Consider the following 24,551-nt stretch of genomic DNA (forward strand, 5'->3'; position numbering starts at 1 on the left):
CGGGCACTCGACTCTCAGCCACCGTCGAGCTCTCGAACCTCAGCGACTGCTGAGCCCTGAATCACCACTCCATCACTCCATCACTCCATCACTCCACCATTCCTTGAAACCCCTCGGAGCCACCGTTGACCACCGCATCCCTGACACCGCCGCCGGGCATCATCACCGTCTTCTCGGACATCTGGTGTTCGTTCGCACACATCGCCATCCACCGTCTGCACGCCACGCGCAAGCGGCTCGGACTCGAGACCCAGGTCGGCTTCGACCTGCGGGCCTTCCCCCTTGAGCTCCTCAACGACGCGCCCAGCCCCCGCCCCGGAACCGACAGCGAGGTGGGCCGGATGGCCAGCCTGGAGCCGGCGGCCGGCTGGCAGCTCTGGCAGGCCAAGGACTGGCTCTATCCCTCCACCATGCTGCCCGCGCTGGAGGCGGTCCAGGCCGCCAAGTTGCAGTCCCTTGCGGCGTCCGAACAGCTCGACCTCGGCCTGCGGAAGGCGTTCTGGGCCGAGTCGCGGTCCGTCAGTCACCGCAAGGTCATCCTGGACGTGGCCGCGGAGACCGGCGTCGTCGACGTGACGGCGCTGGCGGAGGCCCTGGACGACGGCCGAGCCCGCAGCAACCTCTCCGGCCAGACCGCGGTCGCCCGTACCGAGGCGGTCAGTTGCAGCCCGCACCTGTTCCTGCCCGACGGCAGCGACTGGGCCAACCCCGGGATCGACGTACGCTGGGAAGGCTCCTACGGCGTCGGCTTTCCGGTGATCGAATCCGACGACCCGACGATCTACGAGGACCTTCTCCTGACGACTGCCACGGGCTGACACTGCGGCCGGAGTCTCAGTGACTTGCATGGTCAACGGCCTGGAGGTGGGGAGCGTAGTGGGTGTGCGGCGGTCGCGGGACGGTCATGCCGGGCGAACCGAGAACTGTCAGATCGGCGTCCTCGCCGCCTACGCCACCACCGTGCGCGGCCACGCTCTGGTCGACCGCGAGCTCTACCTGCCCAAGCCCTGGACCGAAGACCGTGAGCGCGGCCGCGCCGACGGATCCACGAGGGCGGCCCCGCCGATGTTGCCGCGCAGGCCCTGTACGGCATCGACGGGCCTGCTCTCGGTCCTCGCCGACGAAATCAGCCGGTACGTCAGGCAGAGCCTGAGCGCTTCGCCGGATGCGGCGTGAGGCACGCCCCGCCGCACCACCGCTTGCCCCTATCGACCCTTGAGCAAGGACATCTGATGCGTTACACGACCTTCGGACACCGGACCGGCCTGCGTGTGTCCTAGTACGCGCTCGGCACGGCGAACTTCTGCACCCGCTGGGGTGCCCGCGGGCAGCATCCAGGCCTGACGGATTCGGTCTTCACGCGCGAGACCGAGCTGAGCCGGCCGCTCGAGTTCGAGGCCGTGGTCCAAGCGGCCTGACGCCCGGTGGCGGGACCGCGGTGCGACCGGTCTCGCCAGGCCGGCCGCATCCCCGGACTGGCAGTGCCAAGGATCCGGTCCGCCCGTGAATAGCCGAGTTCAACGCTGCGTAGTCAGCACCGAACGAGCACGGGACGACGAGTCGCCAGAGGTGCTGACAAGGGCTTTGGGGTCAGCGCCGAACCAGCACGGGAGTCAGCATCGGGGTGCAAAACAGGCTGATCCACGCTTTGAGGCAGGAGTCGGTTAGGTGTTCCGGAAGCCTTCAAGGTGTCCAAGGCAGCGGCGTGGTGGTTGGGTACACAAGGTGGTGCCTGAATGTGATGTCCCGCCACATATGTTGCCGACCTGCGGGCTTCTACGGTGTGGCCACACCAAACGTCCCCGCAGCCCCCGGAAGTGGTGCACATGACCTCCCCCGCAACAGCCGCACCATCGTCAACCGGAATTCGCAGAATCGTCGCCGCCAGCCTCATCGGGACCACCATCGAGTGGTACGACAACTCATCAGACCAGAGCTAGGACCTGCAGATTTCCCGCCGCTACCCCTCCGAAGTCAGCACCGAACCAGCATCGGAGAATCTCGCGTGGGCAGACGAACGAGGATGTACACGTTCCGCCTGGCGGCGACGTTGAGTCGAATCCCGGAGCCGGTCACGTACCGTAGCGCGCTACCCCACTACCGAGCTGGTGCTTGGTGGCCCCGCAGCTCGAAGTCAACGGGCTCGGCGATGGTGGCGGCGATCGAGTCTTGGGCGCCTCCCGCGCGGGCGACTGACCGCCCCGAATCGTTCTACCCTCGCAGCCCCATCCCCGCAGGCGCGCGGTGGCAAGGACATGTCCGTCCGGCGGCGTCTCTTGGGTGCCGCGCAGCTCAGGACGGCCAGGCGGCCGGTCTCCGCGACAACTTTGTCGACGGCCGTGGTGATGGCGTCGTCGGTGTCCTCGGCGTCCAGCACGGTCACGATGGTGACCGTGGCCAGTGTGTCCGGCGGGACCAGTTGTCGCGACGGCGGGTGCCTGCTCGTAGGCTGCGGCCATGACCGAGACCCAGACCCCGACGCCCCGCGACGCCTTCGACATGCTCATGGCCGGTAACCGGCGCTTCGTCGCCGGTACCCCCGAGCACCCGAACCAGGACGCCACCCGCCGCACCGAGGTCGCACCCTCCCAGCAGCCCTTCGCGGTGATGTTCGGGTGTTCGGATTCCCGGCTGGCCGCCGAGATCATCTTCGACCGTGGCCTGGGTGACCTGTTCGTGGTCCGCACCGCCGGGCACGTCGCCGGTACCGAAGTCCTCGGGTCCATCGAGTTCGGCGTGAGCGTTCTCGAAGCGCCACTGGTTGTCGTCCTCGGCCACGACTCGTGCGGCGCGGTCGCCGCTGCCTGCTCCGCCCTGGAGAACGGGCAGACGCCGGGCGGCTTCGTTCGGGACGTTGTCGAACGGGTGACCCCGAGTGTGCTGGCAGCCCGTGCCGCCGGACGCGAGACGGCCGAGGAGATCCTGGCCGAGCACATCGAGCACACCGTGGACCTGCTGTTGGAACGCTCCCGTGTCCTGGCCGAGGCGGTGGCGGCCGGCCGGTCCGCCGTGGTGGGGCTGTCCTACCGCCTGTCCGACGGCAGCGCCCAGCTCGTCGCCACGCGCGGCCTCGACGCGGCCGTCCCTACCACGTCCTGACCGCCCCGGCCGTGGCCGCTCACTGGGAGGATCGGGGCCCCGCGGCCCGGCGAAGCCTGTTGGCGATCGCGAGGCCCAGCCCCTCCTCCACCGGCAGGGACGCGACGATGAGGTCGCATCCCTGCTGGTCGAGCTCACGCAGGAACCCGTACAGCCCGTGCGCGTAGGCGTCCAGCGAACCGGGCAGGGGCACCACGACGTGCGCCTTCACCGCAGCGTCGGCGAGGGGCGGGGGAAGAAGGACGCCTACCTGGTGCCCCGCCTGCTGGGCGAGCTCGGCTTCGGCGACGACCTTCTCCGGCTCGACGAGGACGACCCGGGCACGCGGCGCGTAGTGCGACGGGTGCTGGCCCGGTACCCGGACATCGCTCGTAGACGGGACCACGACCGGGTGCCCCAGCACCGCTTCGAGGTCCTCACGCGTCACCCCGCCCGGCCGCAGGATGCTCGGGGTCTCACCCGTGACGTCGACGATGGTCGACTCGACGCCAACCTGGCAGGAGCCGCCGTCCAGGACGAAATCGACGGCGTCACCGAGCTCCGCCCGAACGTGGTCGGCGGTGGTGGGGCTGACCGAGCCGAAGCGATTCGCGGACGGGGCCGTGATGCCGCCGCCGAAGGCCGACAGCAGCGCGAGGGCAACGGGATGGTCGGGCACGCGCACGGCCACCGTCTCCAGACCATCGGTGGCTTCGAGCGGCACGCGGTGGCCGCGCCGCAGGACCAGGGTCAGCGGCCCGGGCCAGAAGTGTTCAGCCAGTAGGCGCGCGGCCGCGGGCACCTCCTCGACCCAGGCGTCCAGCTCGTCCGCAGCGGCGATGTGGACGATCAGCGGGTGAGAGGCCGGCCGCCCCTTGACCTGGAAGATCCGCGCCACGGCAATGGGGTCCTCGACATCCGCGCCCAGACCGTAGACGGTCTCGGTCGGCAAGGCCACCAGGCCCCCCGCCCGCAGCACGTCCGCTGCCCTCTCGATGTCAGTGGTTACTGTCGCCACCCTCGTACTTCCCTCTCACGATTCCGTTCACCACGTACCTGATCCCGCCGGCGTATGACCAAGAGACCCATGCACGCCTTACCACCTCCATGAGGCCGCCCAGGCCGGATGGCCCGGTCGCGCTGACCGGCCGACATCAGGGCGGGCTCGAAGAGGATCGGACGCTCGGCCGTCCTTCGCCTCGAATTCCACGGCGACCACATCGAGATCCGCGTCACCGACACCAGCCCCGAACCGGCAGAGCCCCGCCTGCCACGGACCGACGGGACCGGCGGCTACGGATGGCACCTCATCGACCGCCTCACCACCCACACCGAACCCACCCCCTGCGGAGGCACGACGGGCGGGTCATCGTGCCGACGTCAGCGGGGGCCCGTGGACGACTGCCCCCGCTGACGTCGGTTCTACGCCTCGCAGCCGTACTTCTTGGCGAGCTTGGTGGCGGCTTCCCGCACCACGGCCGCATTGTTGCTGATCTCGGGGGCGTCCCGGTCGACGAGGTCCTTCTCCTCTTTCTCCCCCTTCTTGGAGGGCGCCATGAGCGTCACCGCGATGTTCGGCGCCGTCGAGCCCATGCGGGCGGCACAGCCGGCGGGCAGGTTGGCCTCGGCCCTGTCGGGAAGCGCCCAGCCGGTGAAGCCGGGGCCGAGGGGGACGGAGTCCTTGGGCTTGTAGTGAGGGTCGTTCCGGTTGTCTTCGATGATCAGGGTGTAGACCCCTCGGGGGTAGTCGCTGTCCGCGTTGGCGCGCAGCACCTGGCACCCCTTGAACACCGCGTGATCGGTGCTCTTGCCCTTGCTCTCCCACTCCTCCGTGCTGGCCTCGCCCCCCTTGCCGTCGTCGATCAGTTCCGCCGTCTGCCGGCTGAGCGCCCCATGGCACAGTGTCTGCGGTAGCGGCGGCTTCTCGTCGTCAGGCCAGAAGCTCGCCGTCACGACGGCCACCCCGGCGGCGCCGAGCACGACGGTCAGCGGCAGCCACTTCTTGTTCATCGGTATCCCTCGGAGGAAGACGGCGGTCGCTGCCCCGCATCACGCTGTCGACGGCGGACCGGCGCGTAGCGTTCTGCCGTCGTCGGCGTTGTCCTGTGGTGGGGGAGTGCACCCGCTTGAGCGGGGCGGTTCACGGGGGAAGGGCGTTGCCCCCGTCCCCGGGTGCATGGGTGGTGTTGGCTGCGGTGCGAAACGGTTCTGCGATGTCTGGCCGGCGGCCACGGGTCGGACGGAAGGGCCTGCTTCGTGGCGGCGGTGAAGGCTGGGCTTTCTCGCAGTGAAGCCCGAGGGCTCAGTGCTTAGTTTCCTGGTGGGCGTTGCGGGCGCTGTTTTCCACTTTGGTGAGCAGGTCCTGCCGGGTGGGCTCGTCCATGGTGCGGGTGTGTGCCCAGGTGCGGGCCATGTCAAGGCCCTGGGCACGCAGGTGTTCCGCGCGTTGCTGTTCGGGGGTGTTCTTGAGTTCCTGGAGCCACGTGGCGGTGAGGCGACCGGCCGACTCCGATTGGTTTGCCTGTTCGGTGAGCAGACGGTCGAAGACCGTGGTGTGCCATTTTCGGGCCTCTTGGGCGTCCTGGCTTACGGCTGCGTCGGCGATGCCGTCGAGGATGCCGAGGGCGCGGGCGTTCTTCGTCGGTGGCAGGGAGAGGTCTACGCCGGTCGCGTCCGCAGGGACGGCCGCAAGCTGGGCAGCCGCGGTGTGGGTCTCCGCCATTCGCAGCAGGGCGTACGCCTGGGGATCCACCGCCACCGCGCGCAGGGTTTTCGTGAGCACGTTGTTCCAGACCGACAGGTGGTATGTACCATCGGCTTCCCAGGGCGACTTGTTGTCGCCCGCGTTCACTATGTACTCGTTGTCAAGACCGGCGAGCATCTCATGTACGTCGGGGGCGTAGTCGGCCAGGGCGGTGGCAAGGGGCACCCTCAAGGCGGGGTCGATCTCGATCTTCTGCGACTGCACCCAGCCGAGCGCAAAGACAACATCTTTCATCGCCTGCGCCTGCGCCTGGGTGTGACGCCCCGGTTGGCTGCCCGTAGTCGCCTTTACGATCGCCTCTCCGATCGCCGCGCAACTGATGCCGGGGTGGACAGAGTGCCCCACCGACTTCTGCACCCTCGTGTCTTCGGCCAGGCCGTTACAAGTAGGGGCCGTCTCGCGCCCGACGAGGAACCAGGCAACGAATCCGCCCAGCAGCGCCAGGCATACTCCTGCCGCAGCCCAAGCCTTCGCCGACACGGCTCGGCGTCCTGTGCTCCCCGTCATCGATGTCCCCACTTCTCTGCCTGCCTGCCCGATCAGTTCGTCGTGTCGGTCAGGTATTTGTGTGCTGTCTCCGTACCGCGGACCCGGCCTTCGAGGACATCGCGGGTGTAGTCCTGGACGTCGCTCTCCGAGATGTCGGCCCGGTCGTTGGCCCATTCGCGGATCAGGATCGGCGCCTGGGTGTTGACGGAAAGGTACTCGTCCGCGATCTGGGGGTTGACCTTGGCATCGACCTCTCCCTTCATCCGGTTGCCCCACTCCCAGGCCCAGGTGTCCACGCCGCGCTGGATCGCGTCGCCGAAGGCGAGCGAGACACCGCCGGCCGTGGTGAAGTACATGGGAGTCACCGCACCGCCGATGACGTGGTAGGCGAGCTTCGCCTTCCAGTCGGCCTCGCTGTACCCGGCCATCCGGCCGTCGTTGATCACGTCCTCCCGGATGGAGCTCATGACGCCCAGAGCCGTACCCGCTTTGTTGATCGGGTTGGTGAGCTCCGATCCGTGCGCTCCCTTGGGGATCTCTTCGAGGGAGAGGTCGATGTACCGGGATTCCGCCTTGTGGAGCGTTCCGTAGGCCTCGGGGTCCTCCGAGAGGCCACGCATGAACTGCACCAGATCCTTCTGGCTGACCGCCATGTGGATCTTGTCGCCGTCTTGGAAGTAGCCGGCCCCGGAAGCGGAGATGTACTTGGAGTCCAGGCCTCCGAGGATCTCGTGGGTGTCGGCGGTGTAGGTGCCCAGGGCGCGGGCCAGGGGCTCGCGCATGTTCTCGTGGACGCTCTGGTCGGGTCCGAGCCCGCCGATCACGTCGTGCATGATGCGCGCCTGTCCCTCGGTGTGCGGGGTCGCCGGCCGAGGTTCCTGGTTCGGGCCGAGCGGCGTATGGCCGGTCGTGCCGGATTCAAGGAGCAGTCCCAGACCGGTGCGGGCGTCCTTGCCCTCACTCTCGATGTCGCTGCGTGTCTCGATCTCGCCGTGCCAGACGGGAGTGTCGTCGAACTTCCAGTCGCGTTCCTTCAGCAGGTACTGGAGGTTGTCGTTCTTGTGGTCTGCACCCGGGTCGAGATACGAGGTGGCGGCGGCGGGGTCCTTGGACATGATGCCGAGCAGGCCGTCGAGCGGGTCGTTGGCGAATCATCCGCCGTTCTTGCCGCTGAAGTCGCCCTGCAGATCCCAGACGTTCGGATCGCCGCCGCGCTTCTTGTCCTCGGCCGAGCGGATGTCGTCCGCCAGGTCGTGCAGGAACGGCGCCGAGTATCCGTCGCCGCTCTGCATCAGCGTGATCAGACTCTGATAGCCCCGGACCTGCTGCTCCCCGTGGCGACGACTGATGACGTTCGGAGCCTCGGCGGCTACCGCTAGGTCGAACTTCTCGACACCGGCCTTCTTCAGCTGCTCCCGGAAGTCCTTGTAGAACTTCGACTTCGGGTCCTGCATCGCGTTGGACAGAGAGTTGGCGAGCCCCTTCTCCAGGTCCAGGTAGGTCTGCTTGCCCGTTTTGTCATCCTGATACGCCAGGTCGTTGAGCTTGTTCGTGAACTTGAGCGTGTTCTGGGCACCCATCCCGTTGAGGAAGGTCTGGTTGAACTCGGTGCTCTTGGCGTTGTCGCGGAAGGAACGGTCCAGCTCGGCGTAGTCGGCTGCCGACACCTTGTCGCCGCTGTTGATACGAGTGGCGATGTCCTCGGCGTTACGGGCCTCGTACACCTCGATGTCGCCCTGCGCGTCGGCGTTGAAGCCGTTGAGGGTTCCGTCGTTGCCCTTGCCGAAGGCGTCCTTGTTGCTGTCCACCACGACCGCCCCAAGGGCGATCTTGACGCCGTGGTCGGCTTCGGAGACGGCCTTGACCCGGTCGTTGATGTGCTGCTGCCACTTGTTGACCGCGTCACGGCTGGTGGTTTGGCCGTCCGGGTCGTGGTGATAGGCGCTGCGCTCGGCGGGAGTCAGTTTGGCGTAGTCGAATGCGACCGTGCCCTGCTCCGAGACGGTCATGCCCGCCTTGATCGCGTCGTCGCGCGCGGACTCGAGGCGCTTCTTCAGGTCGGCGAACTGGGTGTGGGCATCGCGCAGCAGGCTCTCGACCGCCTTTGCTTGGATCTGCGCTGCGGAGTACTCGTACCGTGTGGCCGCGAAGCTCGTTTGGGCGACGCCGACACTGACACCGCTCCAGTCGGGCCCCATGGTGATCTTCTGGACACTGTCGCCGTAACGGGTCTCGACCTTCCTCAGCTCGCCCGCCATATCGTCCCACTTGCCCGCTGCCGTCGTCAGCAGGCCCAGGTCGGTCGACATCACTTCGTGGTACGTCAACATGTACTGCTCCGCCTTACAGACCGTTGAGCTTCGAGTGGGTGCCCAGGGGACGGAACCCGTCCCCCGTGCCGAGGTCGTTCTGTACGAACAGGCCCGAGGCGCCGCGCAGCGATCCCTTTTCAGAACCGAGCCGGCCCATCAGGACTTTCACCTGCTGGTCCCACGTGTCCGCCACCTTCTTCAGCCCCACTGCCGCGTCCCAGCCGTCGAAGCCCTTGACCGCGGTGTTGGTGCTCTCGTCCGCGTGCTCCGTCGCCTTCTTGGTGTTCGGCTCGAGCTCGGTCTGAATGGTGTTTGCGGCAGACCTCTTCTGCGCCGGCGTCGAAGCGAAAGTCCCACCGCCACCGCCGTCGGCCGCCGGAACACTGTTGAGCCGCATCGCCGCCTGATCTGCGGCCCTTGCTCTCTCGCCGCCCCACTCCTGCGTGAAGTCCCCCGACACGACCGTCCCCGTTCAACTCGAAAAGCCTTGTTTCCTGCAGACCGTCAAACTGCCTGTGTTCGCGGACGAACCACGGATCGACGACGGTCTGGGAGCTGCGAATATGCGCTGTGCCATGCCTGCCGCGTCCAGTACTGCCGCGGCAGCGACCATCGGATGCCGGGCACGGCGCAGCTCTCCTTGGCACACGGCATTCCTTGATCCTCTCTGTCGCTTCGCGGCAGCACACTGCCGTAGACCGGCAGTCTTCACCTGCCATCCGCTGCCGGTGGAGGAGACTTCGCTACCTGTGGCGCTGATTCCACGTAAGTGGCTTCGCCGAAGCGATGAGAACGGGGAGGGGGCGGAGCCGGAAGCGCCGTAAGGGCAGCTGACGAGATGTGCCGAGTGCCTGCGCGACGCCGCCTGCACCACCGGGCGCCGCATGACTCACACCGAGCCGGAGGCACGCCGCCGACGGGGAGCGGGCTGCAGGGCTGCCCAGCCCACCTGGGTAACGGCACGGCGGCAGCTCATCGATCACGCGTGCGGATTCATTGCGATCGAGCGCGGCTGCCGATCAGGTCGCGGGACGCGCGTATCTGCGTCGTGAACCGCCCCCACGGGGGGCGGAAAGAGCCTGTTCCGCCACTCCCGATCTGCGGCCCGGGCCTGGGGGAAGCCTGGGCCCCGTGGCCGCAGCATGCGAGTCTGGGATCAGTCCGATCTTCCCCTCCTGCCAGGAGGCACATGCCATGCTCCGTGCTCCCTGTCGTGGGCCGGTATCGCCACTCCTTCCCGCCGGTCTCGTCCTCACCGCGGCCGGTCTGGCGCTGTACGTGGTGCCCCGCTGCGGTACGCCGTTGTTCGCTGTCGGCGCGTTCGTGCTGGCGGTCGTGGCCGCGGTGTGGGTGACGGCCCGCCACCGCTGAAACGCGCAGCGCGTGGCATGATCGCCACGGACCAGCGCTGCTGCGCACCGGCATCGGACTGCACTCTTCTGGTGGCACAGACAGCGCCCGTCTGTCTGCGTGGCACCCTTGTTCCGCGCCATAGAGGTGTTGCGATCAGGGGGACGACGTGGCTGACCAGGCAGTATCGAACGAGCATGTGGCAGGGCTGCCCGATCTCCTGCACTCTGCCTGTCTCACGGGGCGCCGACTGACCCGCGCCGAACTCGAGGCCTGCCGGGTCCGGGGGGAACGGGCGGCGGAACTGGGCGTGCCGGTTCGTGGGCCCCTGCGGCAGCACGTGTGCGCGGCTCAGGAGGCACTTACGACCCTGCCCCCCGCAGCGGCAGGTTCATTGCTGGCCGTGCTGGAGCAGGCGGTGGATGCGTTCGTGGAGGGTTACGAGCGTGCCCAGCATCAGGCAGTACGCCAGGAGGAGGCCGCACGTCGGGAGTTCATCGACGACCTGCTGTACGGGCGCAGCGATCTGGGCCGGCTGGCTGAGCGTTCCGAACGGTTCGGGCTGCGTCTGTCCCAGGCCCACGCGGTGGCCGTGGCGACGGGCCCGGAGCCGTACGGGGACGGGTACCCGGTGGCGCGCGGGATCGAGTCGGCGGTGCTGGCCCGGTTCGCGGGCCGGCAGATCCTGCTGACCACGAAGGACGGGCGGCTGATCTGTGTGGCCCCCGGAGACCAGCCCGATGTTCTGGCGTTCTTCGCGAAGCAGGCTTACGCGGCCACCGACGGTGGCCGCGTCGCGATAGGCCGCTCCCACCCCGGTGCCGGGGGCGTGGTGCACTCCTACGAGGAGGCACTGAACGCCCTGGACCTGGCGGAGCGGATGGGCCTGGAAGGTCCGGTGCTGCACGCCGCGGATCTACTGGTGTATCCGGTCCTGACACGGGACCGGCAGGCGATGGCGGACCTTGTGGAAAGCGTGCTGGGCCCACTCCGCAAGGGGCGCGGTGGCGCCCGGCCCTTCATCGACACCCTCACCGCGTATTTCGACAGCGGTTGCGTCGCGACCGAGACAGCGCGGCGGCTTTCGCTGAGCGTGCGGGCACTGACCTACCGGCTGCAGCGGATCCACAGCCTCACCGGCGCCGACCCAGCCGACCCGGTCAACCGCTACACCCTCCAGACCGCGGTGATCGGCGCCCGCCTGCTCGGCTGGCCCGACACCGAGCTGTGAGCCCGCACCTCAGCGCGTGCGGTTCCTGCGGGCCGCCGCCCAGTGCTCCCGGATGCGGCAGCGAAGCCGGTGGGCCACCTGGCCGAGGCTGATCAGCAAGGCGGCGCTCGCCGCACACGCCACCAGCGAGGCAGGCGCGTCCCTGAGGTGCCCTCCACCCCACAACAACGCGGTGAGCCCACCCCACCACAGGGCGATGGAGACGGCCTCCACGCGCCGGCTGCGTGCCATGCCGAACCTCCCTTTCTCGCCTTCCCAGTGGAAGGGGCGGTCGGTTCTCACGCCAGGGCGAAGTAGCGCAGCCACAGGTAGACGGCCGAGATGGCGATGGTGACGGCGGTGACGACGAGGCCGTACTTGGTGAACTGCCAGAAGCTGATGGGGTGGCGGTTGCGTTCGGCGATGCCGAGGACGACGACGTTGGCGGAGGCGCCGATGGCGGTGGCGTTGCCGCCGAGGTCGGCGCCCAGGGCGAGGGCCCACCACATGACGTGGTCGGGGTCACCGCCCATGTCGGTGACGAGTTCGCTGGTGATGGGCGCCATGGTGGCGACGTAGGGGATGTTGTCCACGATCCCCGACAGCACGGCCGAGCCGCCCAGCAGGAGCATGGTGCCGCCCAGTTGGGCTCCGCCGATGATGCCCGCGAGGGAACTCGCGAGCTCGCCGATGACGCCGGTCTCGATGAGGGCGCCGACCATGACGAACAGGCCCGCGAAGAAGGCGAGGGTCGGCCATTCGACCTCGCCGAGCACCTCGCCGGTCTCGACCTTGGAGATCGCGATCAGCAGACCGGCACCCAGGAGCGCGACGACGCTGGGTTCGTAGTGCAGCACGGGGTGCAGGACGAACCCGGCGACGACCAGGGTCAGGACGCCCAGACCCTGAATGAGCAGCCGGGGCTCCTTGATCGCCTCGCGTTCGCGCAGCTTCATGATTTCGGCGGCGCGCTGCTCGTCGAAGACGAAGTGCTTGGCGAACATGAGTCGGCAGAGCAGCACGAGGACGAGGGTCAGGACCGCGGCCAGCGGGGCGAGGTGAACGAGGAAGTCGTTGAAGGTGAGGCCGGCCCGGCTGGCGATGATGATGTTGGGCGGGTCGCCGACGAGGGTGGCGGTTCCGCCGATGTTGGACGCGAACACCTCGGCGAGCAGGAACGGAATCGGCGACAGCTTCAGCCGGTCGCAGACCAGGAGCGTCACCGGCGCGACGAGGAGCACGGTGGTGACGTTGTCCAGCAGGGCGGAAGCCACGGCGGTGATGACGACCAGCATGGCCATCACCCGGAACGGTTTGGCTTTCGCCTTCTTCACCGACCAGATGGCCAGGTACTCAAAGAGACCGGTCCGCTTCAGGACGCCGACGATCATGATCATGCCGAGCAGCAGGAAGATGACGTTCCAGTCGATGCCGGTCTTGTCCGAGTGGAAGGCGGCCTTGTCGTCCGTGGCGCCGATGGCGAGCATCAGGGCCGCGCCACCGAGGGCCGCGGCGACGCGGTGGATCCACTCGGTGATGATCAGGACGTAGACGCCCGCGAAGACGGCGATCGCGGCCCAGCTCTGCCAGCCGCTCACGCCTTGCCTCCCACGTCGAGCAGATGGCGCATCAAAGAGGCGGCCGAGACCACCCCCACCAACCGGCGTCCGTCGTCGTCGCGGTCGACGACGGCCACCAGCGGGACGTGGCTACGCGCCATGAGGGCTGCGATCTGAAGAGCCCCGGCCTCCGGGCCGACGAAGGCCGGTTTGAACGTCCGCCGCGGGATCCACTCGGCCACGCTCTTGCCGGCCAGGTCCTCGGTGAGGCCGTCGGCGTACCGGTCGTCGATGACGGCTGCGAGCAGCGGGTCCTCCATGACGTACTCGGGCACCAGCTGCCGAACCAGCTGGGACCCGGGCACCACCGCGTACGGCGTCCCGTCGGAGTCCAGGACCAGGAGCGCGGCGAGGTCGTGCTCGGCGAGCAGACGGACCGCGTCCACGGCCGGGTCATCGGTGGTCACATGTGGATAGGGCTCGGCGAGATCACGGGCGATCATGGCGCTTCTCCTGGTCGGGTGCACTGCTCAGCGCGGGAACGGGGGCGGTCGGCTTTGGGGCGTGGTCGTCGTCAGTGGGGATGCCTGCCAGGTCTTCCACGTCGAAGAGGCGGGCGATCGGCACGTCGGTGCTGGAGTGGGCGATGATCGAGAAGGCGATGCAGACCGCGATCAGCGTGTACGCCTGTTCGCCCTGAGGGATGCCAGCCTGGAGCACGAGCAGGCCGTAGACGACGGACGCGAAGCCCTTGGGCCCGAACCAAGCGGCGACCAGCTTCTCCCGCCGCTCGATCCGCGCCCCCAGCAGGGAAACCAGCAGGGAGGCGGGGCGGATCAGCACGATCGCCAGCACCACGGCCGCGTAACCGCCCACCGACAGGTCCCCGAACAGCGCCGGGGTGAGCAGCGCGCCGAAGACGAGGAGGGCCGCGAACTTGGCCAGCTCCGCGAGCATCTCGCCCAGCGGCTCGAACACCGTCTTCGCCTCGGGCGAGACGGACGCCAGGACGGCGCCGGCGGAGAACGCCGCCAGGTAGGGGTTGGCATGGGTGAGGTGGCACAACGCGTACAGGATGATCCCGGTGGCCAGTGGCAGCAGCGGCTGGAGCTTCGGCTCGGCGCCCAGCAGCCGCAGCCGAACCAGGCCCGCCACCAGCAGCGGCAGCACAGCCCCGAAGACCAGACCGAGCCCGAGCTCGAGGGCGATCTCGCCGACGGAGGCATCCGCCTGGCCGGAAGTGGGGCCGGCCGCGGCGATGAGGAGCAGAACGACGGGCAGCGCGAGGCCGTCGTTGATACCGCTCTCCACGTTCAGCAGCTGCCGCAGCCTGGCGGGCACTTCCTTACGGCCCACGATCGCGGAGGCGAAGACCGGGTCGGTCGGCGCGAGCACAGCACCGACGAGGAACGACGTCGTCCAGTCCAGCCCGACCAGATAGTGGGTGATCACCGCCATGCCGGCCATGGCCAGCGGCATGCCCAGCCCCAGCGCACGGGCCGGGTTCCTCCAGTTCTGCCGCAGCTTCGGGAACGAGACGTGCATCCCGTCGGTGAACAACACCGCGAACAGCGCCAGATCGGCAGTCACCGAGACGATCTCACTGCCGGCCGTGATGTGGATCAGTCCGAGAAATCCGTCACTGACCAGCGCCCCGCCCAGCAGGAACAGCAGCGAGGTTGACAGAACAGTCCTGGCCGCGAGGCCGGACAGCAGCACGGCGACCAGCAGCGCCACACCAAAAACAGCGACGAGCACCATGACGTCAAAACCCCGATCCGCGAAGAGAGCTATCCCCATCGCCGACCAGACTTCCCGGCACACCACGGCGGACTTTACAGGTTCCATACGCCTCTTTGACGATTCCCTGACAGCAGTTGAGCGAACCGGAAGGTTGCCGGACTCCGGCATGAACGTGCCACCGAAACACCGTCTATCGTGGGCGTCCGATCCAGGAAGGTACCGATGAACGGCAACCCCACCTACCACGCGATCGCCCTCGCGGCCGGCACACTGCTCGCGCTGCCCATCCCCGTGGCGATCCTCACCGGCTGGACGCCACGCGTCCTGCGAGGGCGGCGACCGGCCGCCCGCCCCTACGCCTGGGCCGTCCTCGCCCTCTACACCCTCATGCCGCTCAACGCCGTCCCCCGAATGCTGGACGCATCTGCGGATGCCGTGATGGCCTGCACGGTCCTCGGCTTCGTCCTCATCGCGGCCGCTGTCGGCTGCTTCATCCAGGCCGAGCGCACGGCGCGGCGAGCCGGCACCAAGCAGGTGGCCTGACCATGGGCGGTCGCAGCATCACGGCGTGGGCGCGCCGCAACATCACCGAGCGCCGCCTGGCGATCGCCATGGTGATCGCAGGAACGCCCACCACCCTGGCCGGCGTCGCCCTATACGTCCTTCCCGGCCCCGGCTTCCCCTTCCTGGTCATCGGGCTCTCCCTGCTGCTCACCGGGCTCGCGATGCTGGGGACGACCCGCAAGAGCCCCTGACCGCCCGGCGTGGAGCCGAGCGGAGGAACCTGCGGCGAGGGGCCTTCGTGCCCACCCGACGCGAGGTATGGAGAGCCTGCTGAGGAGCCGGGCTGTGGGCGCGGTCAGACCCTGCGCATCGAGGCGGCCGTCCTTGCAGGTCCGCATCCACTTCAACGCGGCCGCCACCCTGATCCGGCGCTGCCGCATGACTTCACACCCCCGCATCCGTCCTGCCGTCTACGCCCCCTTCGTACGCCGCGACCAGGCGAGTGCGCGTGCCGCGGCCCCTGCCGGATCACGTGCGGCGCAAACCGGTCACCGCTGCTCGGCGGAGATCCACACGGCCGCCGCGGCCGCCGCGGCGAAGGCGCACAGAGCGAGGAGCGCACGGCTGTACTCCGGCAGCGCGTACATCGCGGCTCCGGCTGCGGTCAGCACGGCGCCGAAGGCGAACAGCGGCGAGGGACGCCCGGTTCGGGAAGGGCGAGGCATGGGGAGTGCTCCTGGTAGGGAGAGAGTCGAACCACCAGGCTCCCACGGCCCGGGCGCACGGTACAGGGCCACCGGCCGCAGGTTCCACCGCAGCTGTCCCGGTCAGGAGCCCGAGGCGTGGACGTCCTGGCGGCCGAGGAGCTCGGCCAGCCCCCGGCGTGTGGCGGCGAGGACGACCCGGTCCTGTGCCTTGAGGACGAAGCCCGGGTGGAGGTCCCACACCAGACGGGCGTGGGGTTCGGCCGCTTCGCCGGGCGTGGACGACAGGTCCGGTAGCCGTTCCTCCGGCGAAGCGCTGTCCAGGGCGATCACCCGCCAGGACCCCGGCCTAAAGGATTCGGCGACGGTACGGCCATCCAGCTGCGGGTGCCCGGCGACGTCCAGGGCCGCGAAGAGAAGCACGCGCCGCTCCACCGGGATGGCACCGAGAATCTGCCGGCCCATCATGGCGCCGGCGAAGGCGGGCGCGGCCAGGTGCGTGACGCTGCGACTGCGGGTGAGGGCGGCCGGGTGCGCGGCGCGCAGCGTGCGGTAGACGGCCGTGGCGAAGTCGTCCTCGAACAGTCGCATGACGACCCGGAGGTCCGGCCTGACCGCGCGCGCGTACAGGGCGGCCTCCAGGTTGGTGGTGTCGGCGCTGGTGAGGGCCAGGAGCGCGTGGGCGCGGTGGATCCGGGCGGCCTCCAGCACGCCCTCCTCGGTGACGTCCCCCAGAACGACGGGCACCCTCATGCGGCGGGCCAGCGCGAGACCGCGGGCCTCCGGGTCGGACTCGACGCACACCACCGGGATCTCCAACTCCCGCAGCCGGACCAGGACCCGGGCCCCGATCTTGCCGAGCCCCAACAGGACCACATGCCCGGAAAGTCCGCGGGGCGGACGGCGCAGCGCCGTCGCGCTGCGGAACGCCCCCAAGCCCTCCAGCGCGGCCGCGACCAGCACAGGCAGGAGCAGCAGGCCGACGAAGCCGGCCAGGATCTGCAACGTCTTGCGCTCGGGAGCCTCGTCGACCGCCGGGTCGTTGATCGCGAAGATGTCGAGCAGGGTGATGTACGCGGCGTGCAGGGGATGGTCGCCGGTGGTCAGCCAGGCCGCCACCGCCAGGCCTGCCACCGCAGCCACGATGCCGGCCAGCGACCAGCGCAGCCGCCGCGAGAAGAGTGACGCCACCGGCAGCGACGCCGCGGCCAGGCGCCGCCCCGCCACGGCCGGACCCGCATGCGTCATCGCCTCGAGCGCAACGATGCCGCGGCCGGTCGCGGCGGCCACCGACCGGTCGTCGGGCAGCAGTTGCGGCCCCTGGTCACCACTGCGGTCCGAACCTTCGCTTCCGGCCGGATCGGCGGCGGTCGCGGACAGCAGCGCCAGGGTGCACAGGCCCGGATCGGCCACCTCGCCCCGCCCCGGAGGCGTACGCTCCACCGCACGCAGCAGCAGGCCGTCGGCCTGGATGACCTTGCTGGTCCCGGCGATCGCGCTGGCAGCGAGCGCCGGCGCGGCGGTGTCCGCGTCCGAAAGGACGGTCGTCGACGAGTCCAGCTCGCGCAGGTCGATACCCGGCTCGGCGACGACCGCCGCCTGGTCCAGCAACTCCTCCAGGTGCTGACCGAGCTTGCGGTTGTACAGACGGATGACCAGCCGCAGCCGCGGGTTGAGCCGACGAGCCACGAGCGCGGCCCGTAGGTTTGTGTCGTCATCCTCGTACACCAGCGCCAGCGCGGCCGCCCCGGCCACCCCCGCCATGACCAGCGCCTCCTCATCCGGCTCCGCCGCCTCCACGACACGCAGATCCCGGCTACCGACGCGCTCTGCCTCGGCCCGCCCTGCCTGCCTGCTGCCAGGTACGCGCCCGCGCAGTCCGAGACTCCGTACGCTCCAGCGGCCGACAGCCCCGTGCGGCGCGTGCACGCCCGCCGGCACCACGAGCGTCACCTGCTCCCGGTACACGTCGCGCAGCTCGGCGGCCAGCCGACGGGCCAGACCGTCATCGCCACAGACAACCATCTGACCAGCGGGAAGAGGGAGTTGAGCCTGCAAGGAATTCGACACGGCCCCAGGATGCCTTGTACCCAGCACCCACGTGCGCCCCCTTTCCGGCTACGACGCTCCAAGCGGAGCCCGCGGCCGGCTGACAAGCGGGCCCCCGGCCTCCGTAACCTCGACCACGTGCGTCAAAGAGGCGTAAAGATTGCCGGAGTCTGGCAATGTGCGCGGCCCTTCCCAACTGCCACGATGCCGTTGTCCAGGGAGGACAGCGGTGCGACAGCGGGGGTGCTCATGGGCTTGTTTCTGAGTCTCGGCATCGGGGGGCTCGTGCTGCTCGCTGCCTCACTGGTGTTCGACGGGGTCCTCGAAGGTGTCTTCGACGGCGTCCTGGACGGACTGTTCGACGGGTGGCTGTCGCTGCCGGTGGTCGCGGGCTTCGTCTCGATGCTCGGTTTCACGGGGGCGATCGTGCTGGGGTCCACGGGTCTCGGGCCGGGAGCGGCAGCCGCCGCGGGGGCCGTGGCCGGAGCAGGCACAGGCTGGGCGACATACCGCTTCAGCCGGGCCCTGCAACGGGACGGCGACGGCAGCGCCCCGCACCATGCGGACCTCGTCGGTTCGGCGGGCCGGGTGGTCACCGCCATCCCGGCCGACGGCTACGGCGAGGTACTGCTGTCGTTCGGCGGCCAGCCGCTGAAGTACGCCGCGACCGCCGACGCCCCGATAGAGCGGGGGGCCGAGATCTGGGTGACGGCCACGCCGTCCACGACCTCGGTCAACGTCCGCGCCGTCAAGCGCTGAGCAGCACCACCAGAGCCTTCCACCTTCCGATCCTCTTTCCATCAACCCTTGAGTCTGCCCCCTTCCGGGAGGCAGGGGGGAACCACCATGAGTCCTGTTGTCACCGCGGTCGTGGGAGTCGTCGTACTCCTCGTCCTGCTCGCCCTCGTTGTCGTCACCCGCTACAAGGTTGCCGGACCCAGCGAGGCGTTCATCATTACCGGGCGCCGGGGCAAGCGGTCCACCGATCCGGAGACCGGGCGGATATCGACCGATAACACCGGTCAGAAGGTCGTGGTCGGTGGCGGGGTGTTCGTCGTCCCGTTCGTCCAGCAGCGCTACACCCTCGACCTGTCCAGCCGGCACATTCCGATAGCCGTGCGCGGAGCGGTCACGCTGCGCGGCATCAAGGCGAACCTCGAAGGCGTGGCGATCGTCAAGGTCGGCGGCAACGAGGACGCCATCCGCGCCGCCGCCCAGCGTTTCCTCCAGCAGCAGGACGGAATCGTCGGCTTCACCCAGGAAGTGCTCTCCGGCGCCCTGCGGGCCATCGTCGGCCGGATGTCGGTCGAGGACATCATCCGCGACCGGGCCGCCTTCGCCGGGCAGGTCGCGGAGGAGGCCGAGGCCAGCCTCTCCGGCCAGGGCCTCGTCCTGGACGCCTTCCAGATCCAGGACATCACCACCGAAGGCTCCTACCTGGAGGACCTCGGCCGTCCCGAGGCCGCCCGCGCCAAGCAGGAAGCCGACATCGCCGAGGCCAACTCCCGCCAGGCCGCCGAACAGGCCCGCCTGAAAGCCGAGGAGGAAATCGCCGTCGCCCAGCGCACCCTGTACCTGCGCCAGGCCGAGATCAAGGCCGAGACCGACGCGGCGACCGCCCAGGCCAACGCGGCAGGCCCGCTCGCCGACGCGGACCGGCAGCAGCAGATCCTGGCCGAGCAGGAGAAGGTCGCTGAACGCCAGGCGGCACTGACTGACCGCCAGCTCGACACCCAGGTCCGCAAGCCCGCCGATGCCCGCCGCTACCAGGCGGAGCAGGAGGCCGAAGCGTTGCGGGTGGCCCGTGTGAAGCAGGCCGAGGCCGAGCGCCTCGCCGCCATCGCCGCCGCCCAGGCGGAGGCCGAGCGGGCCCGCCTGACGGGTGAGGGCGAGAAGCAGCGCCGCTCCGCCCTTGCCGAGGCCGAGGCCATCGAGGGCGCCAAGCGCGGTGAGGCCGAACGCGCCCGCCGTGCGGCCATCGCCGACGCGGTCCGCCTTGAGGGCGACGCGGAGGCGGCGGCGATCGCGGCCAAGGGCGCGGCCGAGGCCGAGGCGATGCAGAAGAAGGCCGACGCCTTCGAGAGCTACGGCGACGCCGCAATGATCCAGATGATGGTCGAGGCACTGCCCCAAGTCGTGGCCAAGGCCGCCGAACCGCTGTCCGCCATCGACAAGATGACCGTCATCTCCACCGACGGCGCGAGCAAACTCTCCCGCACCGTCACCGACAACGTCGCCCAGGGCATGGAACTTCTCTCCTCCACCACAGGCGTCGACCTCGCCCAACTCCTGGGCGGCCTGACCACCGCCAAGACGTCCGCCATGCCCGAGCCCAACTCATCCAACGGCAAGATCGAAATCGCCGGCTAGCTCACACATCCTTGGGGCCCGCTGAGAGCGGGCCCCAAGACGCGAGCGCGAAGCGAGGGGGATGCCAGGTGAACTACGACCGTGAGCCGGTTTTCAAACGAAGCAAGTGGGGCACCCAGAGGTACTACTACAACCCGCGCAACCCCATCGGACTCACCCTGATCATCGTCTCCCTGCTTTTCGCCGGGACGATGATGCCTCATGGCGAACCGGGCAGGCCCCTTCGCACCGGAGCCCGCGCCCACATGGAGTCCGCCACGATACGAATACTCGTGGCCACCACCGGCGAGCACCCCCACACCCTGGCCGGCCCCGCTGCCCACCAGCCCGCCCGAGCCTTGAGCGGCCAATCGGCCGGTGCGTGGCCCCGAGAGCTGCCGAGCGTCTTGGAACGGTGGAGCACGTTCTTCCCGCGTTCCACAGCCCCTACATCCCTCCGGTCCGTGAGGCGGCGATCCCCTGCTTGCCTCGCGTTTGCGGAGCTGCGCTCCCCATTGCAAAGACGCAGGTCCGGCCACGACTTCTGGGGACGTCAGTCCAGGGTGCGCGATCAGGCTGTGATGAACTGATGATCGTTAACTGAAAGCAGGAGGGGGACGAATGGAAGCCGATGAGTCACCTCTGGAAGTGTCTGTTCCTGAAGACACCGCACCAGAGAGGGCTGAGAAGAGGGCCCGGGACGCGCGCCGCATCGAGGGTTGGTCGATCGCCTGGATGCTCCTCGCCATGCTGATCTGGGGATGCTTCATCTTCCTCATGGTCGCCGACTACGGCCCCGAGGTGTCCTCATACAAGGGGACCCACGCTGTGTGCCAGGGGCCGCTCGGCGATCCGTCGCCTCAGGACAGAGTCTGCCGAAGCGATGAGCTGCGGCAGTGGCCCGCGCTGATGGGAATCCTCGCGCTGGCGTCCATAGCGACTGTCACCGCAGCGGCAACCACGGTGTACGCCAAGGTCCTCGCCCGCCTGGCCCACAGCGACGGGTCCGGCGTGCCGCCACAAAGCTGACGTTCCGTCTGCGTGGACACCAGAAGGCCGCCTCTGGTCACCAGACCACCGCGAAGGCATCAGCACAGCCGCCCTGAACCCCGTGCAGATCACCGTATCGGCGAGTACCTGCGCGCAGCGCACTCGTCGTTCGGACGTGTTTTGGAACGTTGTGCGTCGGCGATGCGGTGAATCGACTTCCGGGCGACTACCTCTTCTCGAATGTCGGGGGCACCAACATGCTCATGTACTCGCTCGTCGACCGGCTGTGGCGTAGAGCCGAGCAGAGCGCGGGCATCACAAGGAAAATCACCTCGCACTGGCTGCGTCACTTCTTCGCTTCGGCGGGACTGTCCAAGGGGGTACCGGTGACGGATATGGCCGAGTGGCTCGGGCACCGGGATCCACGCATCACCCACGAGACGTACGCGCACGTGATGCCGGACACCCCGGGACGGCTGAGGGCCCTGATGGATTCGGTCTTCACGCGTGAAACCGAGCTGAGCCTGCCACTCGAGGTTGAGGCCGTGGCCCAAGCGGCTTGACGCCCAGTGGCGCGACCGGTCTCGCCCAGTCGGCCGTATCGCCGGACGGGCAACGCAAAGGGTTCGGTCCGCCCGTGAATGACCGAGTTCAACGCTGCGTAGTCAGCACCGAACCAGCACGGGAGTCAGCTCGGGGGTGCAAAACAGGCTAGCGGCGGGCCGTGCCGGTGATCCGCGCGTATCCGAGGATGTGGCCGGACATGGTGAACGCGGCAACGGTCGGCGGCGTGGACGCGGGTAGGCCGAGCGTGGGTACGTCGAGTGCATACACGGAGATCTCGTAGTGGTGGGTGAGGTCGCCACCGGGCGGGCAGGGCCCCAGGTAGCCGGCCTTTCCGGAGTCTCCAATTCCGGTGATCGCATCGGCCGGCAGCTGGGTGTCCACGCCGGTGTGACCGGCGGGGATGTCCCAGACGAGCCAGTGCCAGAATCCGGCTCCGGTGGGCGCGTCGGGGTCGAACATGGTGATCGCGTAGCTGCGGGTGGCCTGCGGAGCGCCACTCCACGACAGCCGGGGCTGCCGGTTGTCGCCGGTGCAGCCGAAGGCGTCGGCCCAGGTGTCGGCGGGGAGCGCCTCGCCGTCGCGCACGTCGGGGCTGGTCACCGTGAAGCGTTCGGCGGAGTCGGGTACGCCCCTGCGGATCTTGGTGTATCCGTAGCCCGGGCGATCGGTCGAGGGCGTGGTGGGCTCGGGTTCTCCGGAAGCGGTCAGGGCCACACCGGTGGCCGGCGCGGCACCGGCGGCGACGGCCGCTGCCACGCCCGTGCGCAGGGACTTCTTCATCGGTCCTCCTGAATCTCGGTGGTGGACCGATGGTCCGGACCGGGCGGACAGTGGGGGAAGGCCCTCTGGATGCTGGTATGCGCCGTACCACTCTCTGCTGTGGACAGGGGGCCGCGTTGCGGGGCGATGATGAGGTGTGGTGCACATGCGAACGGGGCGCAACGAGGAGCTGGCGCAGTTCCTGCGGGCGATGCGGGCGCGGCTGCAGCCGGACGACGTGGGACTGCCGGTCCAGGGACGTCGCCGCACACCGGGTCTGCGGCGCCAGGAGGTCGCCCAGCTGGCCGCCGTCAGCGTCGAGTGGTACGTCCGGCTGGAGCAGGGGCGGGCGAGCGAGCCCGGGACCGCGGTGCTCGACGCCCTCGCCCAGGCGCTGCGGCTGTCGCCCGCCGAACGCCGCCACCTGCACGTGATCGCCCGCGGCGAGGCGCCGGTGCCCCGCCCCGAGTGCCTGCCGGTGAGCGAGTCGCTGCGCGCCCTGATGGAAGGAATGCCGCTCCTGCCCGCCTACCTCGTCGACTTCAGGTTCGACGTACTGGCCCACAACAGTGCCGCGGCCGCGCTGTTCGGCGAGGACTTCGGCTCCGGCGTCGCGGACAACGTGGCCCGGATGCTGTTCCTGTCGCCCCGCATGCGGGAGATGCAGCTGGACTGGGCCCGGGTGGCCCGCGAGACGGTGGGCAACCTGCGCGCCACGCTCGCACGCCACCCCGACGAACCGCGGCTGCTGGAAGTGATCGGGGAACTGCGCTCTACCGGCAGGGAGTTCGCCCTCTGGTGGGACGACCACACAGTCAGACAGCGCGCTCATGGCACCAAACGGATCAGGCATCCCTCGGTCGGCGAACTGACCGTCCATTACGACACACTGGCCACCCTGGACGGGGCCGGGCAGTGCCTCATCGTCCTCACACCGGCCGACACGGCGGCCGAGACGTGTCTGCGCAGGCTGATGGCCGATCGCGCCGGCACCCTCGGCGGTCCCGGTCTGCACGCTCTGCCTGCTGCCCAGGCCCGGCACCCCGAGCTGCCCGGTGGCAGCGCGCAGCCCGGGCCGGCTCCCCGCCTGCGGCCCGGCCGGCGGTGACCGTGCCCGTGCCGCCGACGGCACCGTGGCGGGATCACGCACCACACGTAGGGTGGTTCCATGGAGATCAGAGAGTTGCAGTGGTTCGTGGCTCTCGCCGAGTGCGAGCACGTGACCTCCGCGGCCGAACGACTCAACATCGCCCAGCCCACCCTCTCCCGTGCGCTCGCCCGCCTGGAGAAGCGGATGGGGGTGGCGTTGTTCGACCGCAAGCAGAACCGGCTCCACCTCAACAAGTACGGTGAGGTGTTCCGGGCGCACGCGGTACGTGCCATCAGCGAGATGGACCGCGCGGAACAGCGCATCGCCACCCTGATCGATCCCGACACCGGGACCATCACCCTCGGCTTTCTCCACTCCTACGGGACCTGGCTGGTCCCCGCACTCCTCGCCGGGTACCACGCGATCGCACCGGCGACCACTTTCGAGCTGCGCGGCAGCGCCGCGGACGCCGTCGTCGACGGGGTGCGGCAAGGCAGGCTGGACCTCGGCATCACCAGTCCCCGTCCCGCCGACACCACCTTGCGCTGGACGCCGCTGCAGAACGAGCCGCTGTCCCTTCTCGTGCCCGTGGGCCACCGTCTCGCCTCCCACCACCGGGTACGGCTGGCTGAGCTGGCCGCGGAGGACTTCCTCGCGCTTCAGCCGGAGTTCGGCCTGCGCCAAGTCGCGGACAAACTGTGCGAGGCGGCCGGCTTCACCGCGCGGATCGTCATGGAGTGCACCGAACTCAGCACGCTCCGCTCGCTGGTGTCATCCGGACTCGGCGTGGCCGTGGTGCCCGCCACCGGTGACGCGTCCGCTCACCCCGCAGGCGCCGTCTCCGTCCCCTTGGCGGACCCGGGGGCCTTCCGGACCATCGGGGTGATCGCGCAGGCAGGCGGTCCGCGCGCCGCGGTCGCGGCGCGGTTCCACTACTACATCCGCTCCACCGCGCAGGCCTCCGAAGGCTGAGGGATCCGGCCTTGGGCCAGTGACCTGGCCACATGCGCGCAGTGCATCGAACGGCATGAGAA

At 69.1% G+C, this 24,551-nt stretch carries 25 protein-coding genes and 1 pseudogene; 13 read left to right on the plus strand and 13 right to left on the minus strand.

The genetic code is table 11. The annotated features are described in order from the left end of the window. The first annotated feature begins 125 nt into the window (after positions 1-125). The 3 genes and pseudogenes from OG207_RS42315 to OG207_RS42325 all read left to right on the plus strand — a co-directional run bounded on the left by OG207_RS42315 (position 126) and on the right by OG207_RS42325 (position 3,099). Positions 126-818, plus strand: coding sequence for a DsbA family oxidoreductase (locus OG207_RS42315; protein WP_329106869.1), 693 nt, complete (start codon positions 126-128; stop codon positions 816-818). A 61-nt stretch (positions 819-879) separates the two neighbouring features. Further along, a pseudogene (locus OG207_RS42320) lies at positions 880-1,044 on the plus strand (transposase); the annotation flags it as partial. Positions 1,045-2,457: 1,413 nt separating this feature from the next. Beyond that, the gene (locus OG207_RS42325; RefSeq protein WP_329106871.1) at positions 2,458-3,099 is read left to right on the plus strand and encodes a carbonic anhydrase; all 642 of its coding nucleotides are present in this window, start codon (positions 2,458-2,460) and stop codon (positions 3,097-3,099) included. A gap of 19 nt (positions 3,100-3,118) precedes the next feature. Here the strand turns inward: OG207_RS42325 and OG207_RS42330 are convergent, their stop codons facing one another. From OG207_RS42330 to OG207_RS42355, 6 genes are all read right to left on the minus strand, one after another. Then, entirely contained in the window at positions 3,119-4,096 is a 978-nt protein-coding gene (locus OG207_RS42330) for an L-threonylcarbamoyladenylate synthase (protein WP_329106873.1), read from the minus strand. 404 nt (positions 4,097-4,500) lie between these two features. After that, positions 4,501-5,088, minus strand: a complete 588-nt coding sequence (locus tag OG207_RS42335; protein WP_329106875.1) for a hypothetical protein — start codon at positions 5,086-5,088, stop codon at positions 4,501-4,503. 292 nt (positions 5,089-5,380) lie between these two features. Next, on the minus strand, positions 5,381-6,322 hold the full coding sequence (locus OG207_RS42340; protein WP_329106877.1) for a hypothetical protein: 942 nt from the start codon (positions 6,320-6,322) through the stop codon (positions 5,381-5,383). Positions 6,323-6,381: 59 nt separating this feature from the next. Next, positions 6,382-7,446: a hypothetical protein gene (locus OG207_RS42345; protein WP_329106879.1), complete on the minus strand. Its 1,065-nt coding sequence runs from the start codon at positions 7,444-7,446 to the stop codon at positions 6,382-6,384. Between the two features lie 36 nt (positions 7,447-7,482). Continuing rightward, complete coding sequence (locus OG207_RS42350; RefSeq protein WP_329106881.1) at positions 7,483-8,661, minus strand: hypothetical protein; 1,179 nt, start codon at positions 8,659-8,661, stop codon at positions 7,483-7,485. A 13-nt stretch (positions 8,662-8,674) separates the two neighbouring features. Next, complete coding sequence (locus OG207_RS42355) at positions 8,675-9,103, minus strand: hypothetical protein (RefSeq protein ID WP_329106883.1); 429 nt, start codon at positions 9,101-9,103, stop codon at positions 8,675-8,677. A 734-nt stretch (positions 9,104-9,837) separates the two neighbouring features. Between OG207_RS42355 and OG207_RS42360 the strand changes: the two genes are divergently transcribed. Both OG207_RS42360 and OG207_RS42365 read left to right on the plus strand, forming a co-directional pair. After that, positions 9,838-10,014 (plus strand): hypothetical protein, encoded by a 177-nt coding sequence (locus OG207_RS42360; protein WP_329106885.1) that lies wholly within the window; start codon positions 9,838-9,840, stop codon positions 10,012-10,014. 148 nt (positions 10,015-10,162) lie between these two features. Then, positions 10,163-11,224, plus strand: a complete 1,062-nt coding sequence (locus OG207_RS42365) for a PucR family transcriptional regulator (RefSeq protein ID WP_443072846.1) — start codon at positions 10,163-10,165, stop codon at positions 11,222-11,224. Positions 11,225-11,233: 9 nt separating this feature from the next. Here the strand turns inward: OG207_RS42365 and OG207_RS42370 are convergent, their stop codons facing one another. Genes OG207_RS42370 through OG207_RS42385 form a run of 4 tightly spaced genes read right to left on the minus strand, consistent with a single transcriptional unit; the run spans position 11,234 to position 14,523 of the window. Next, complete coding sequence (locus OG207_RS42370; protein WP_329106888.1) at positions 11,234-11,455, minus strand: hypothetical protein; 222 nt, start codon at positions 11,453-11,455, stop codon at positions 11,234-11,236. A gap of 47 nt (positions 11,456-11,502) precedes the next feature. Further along, complete coding sequence (locus OG207_RS42375; RefSeq protein ID WP_329106891.1) at positions 11,503-12,801, minus strand: ArsB/NhaD family transporter; 1,299 nt, start codon at positions 12,799-12,801, stop codon at positions 11,503-11,505. Next, positions 12,798-13,265, minus strand: coding sequence for a CBS domain-containing protein (locus OG207_RS42380; RefSeq protein WP_329106893.1), 468 nt, complete (start codon positions 13,263-13,265; stop codon positions 12,798-12,800). The genes OG207_RS42375 and OG207_RS42380 overlap by 4 nt, the downstream gene beginning before the upstream one ends. Then, the gene (locus tag OG207_RS42385) at positions 13,252-14,523 is read right to left on the minus strand and encodes a cation:proton antiporter (protein ID WP_329106895.1); all 1,272 of its coding nucleotides are present in this window, start codon (positions 14,521-14,523) and stop codon (positions 13,252-13,254) included. The genes OG207_RS42380 and OG207_RS42385 overlap by 14 nt, the downstream gene beginning before the upstream one ends. A 204-nt stretch (positions 14,524-14,727) precedes the next feature. Here OG207_RS42385 and OG207_RS42390 point away from each other — a divergent pair, with 204 nt between their 5' ends. Together OG207_RS42390 and OG207_RS42395 are read left to right on the plus strand one after the other, a co-directional pair. After that, positions 14,728-15,048: a hypothetical protein gene (locus OG207_RS42390; RefSeq protein ID WP_329106897.1), complete on the plus strand. Its 321-nt coding sequence runs from the start codon at positions 14,728-14,730 to the stop codon at positions 15,046-15,048. Between the two features lie 2 nt (positions 15,049-15,050). Next, positions 15,051-15,260 (plus strand): hypothetical protein, encoded by a 210-nt coding sequence (locus tag OG207_RS42395; protein ID WP_329106899.1) that lies wholly within the window; start codon positions 15,051-15,053, stop codon positions 15,258-15,260. 297 nt (positions 15,261-15,557) lie between these two features. Here OG207_RS42395 and OG207_RS42400 read toward each other — a convergent pair whose 3' ends face one another. Both OG207_RS42400 and OG207_RS42405 read right to left on the minus strand, forming a co-directional pair. Next, positions 15,558-15,734: a hypothetical protein gene (locus tag OG207_RS42400; protein ID WP_329106900.1), complete on the minus strand. Its 177-nt coding sequence runs from the start codon at positions 15,732-15,734 to the stop codon at positions 15,558-15,560. A gap of 102 nt (positions 15,735-15,836) precedes the next feature. After that, positions 15,837-17,738: a potassium channel family protein gene (locus OG207_RS42405; RefSeq protein ID WP_329106903.1), complete on the minus strand. Its 1,902-nt coding sequence runs from the start codon at positions 17,736-17,738 to the stop codon at positions 15,837-15,839. 273 nt (positions 17,739-18,011) lie between these two features. Between OG207_RS42405 and OG207_RS42410 the strand changes: the two genes are divergently transcribed. The 4 genes from OG207_RS42410 (at position 18,012) to OG207_RS42425 (ending at position 21,664) form a co-directional block, all read left to right on the plus strand. Continuing rightward, positions 18,012-18,521 carry a hypothetical protein gene (locus OG207_RS42410; RefSeq protein WP_329106905.1) on the plus strand — a complete coding sequence of 170 codons (510 nt, stop codon included), beginning with the start codon at positions 18,012-18,014 and terminating at the stop codon, positions 18,519-18,521. A gap of 87 nt (positions 18,522-18,608) precedes the next feature. Continuing rightward, positions 18,609-20,132 carry a flotillin family protein gene (locus OG207_RS42415; RefSeq protein ID WP_329106907.1) on the plus strand — a complete coding sequence of 508 codons (1,524 nt, stop codon included), beginning with the start codon at positions 18,609-18,611 and terminating at the stop codon, positions 20,130-20,132. A 600-nt stretch (positions 20,133-20,732) separates the two neighbouring features. Further along, a complete protein-coding gene (locus tag OG207_RS42420; RefSeq protein ID WP_329106909.1) occupies positions 20,733-21,140 on the plus strand; it encodes a hypothetical protein in 408 nt (135 codons plus the stop codon). 167 nt (positions 21,141-21,307) lie between these two features. Then, positions 21,308-21,664, plus strand: coding sequence for a tyrosine-type recombinase/integrase (locus OG207_RS42425; RefSeq protein ID WP_329108268.1), 357 nt, complete (start codon positions 21,308-21,310; stop codon positions 21,662-21,664). A 148-nt stretch (positions 21,665-21,812) separates the two neighbouring features. On the opposite strand, the gene OG207_RS42430 is transcribed toward OG207_RS42425, so the two are convergent. Further along, the gene (locus OG207_RS42430; RefSeq protein WP_329106911.1) at positions 21,813-22,448 is read right to left on the minus strand and encodes a YbhB/YbcL family Raf kinase inhibitor-like protein; all 636 of its coding nucleotides are present in this window, start codon (positions 22,446-22,448) and stop codon (positions 21,813-21,815) included. Between the two features lie 145 nt (positions 22,449-22,593). Between OG207_RS42430 and OG207_RS42435 the strand changes: the two genes are divergently transcribed. Together OG207_RS42435 and OG207_RS42440 are read left to right on the plus strand one after the other, a co-directional pair. Then, a complete protein-coding gene (locus OG207_RS42435; RefSeq protein WP_329106913.1) occupies positions 22,594-23,535 on the plus strand; it encodes a helix-turn-helix transcriptional regulator in 942 nt (313 codons plus the stop codon). 60 nt (positions 23,536-23,595) lie between these two features. Next, complete coding sequence (locus tag OG207_RS42440; protein WP_329106915.1) at positions 23,596-24,489, plus strand: LysR family transcriptional regulator; 894 nt, start codon at positions 23,596-23,598, stop codon at positions 24,487-24,489. Positions 24,490-24,551 lie beyond the last annotated feature (62 nt).

Origin of the sequence: Streptomyces sp. NBC_01439, from assembly GCF_036227605.1 — a bacterium.
GTDB lineage: Bacteria > Actinomycetota > Actinomycetes > Streptomycetales > Streptomycetaceae > Streptomyces.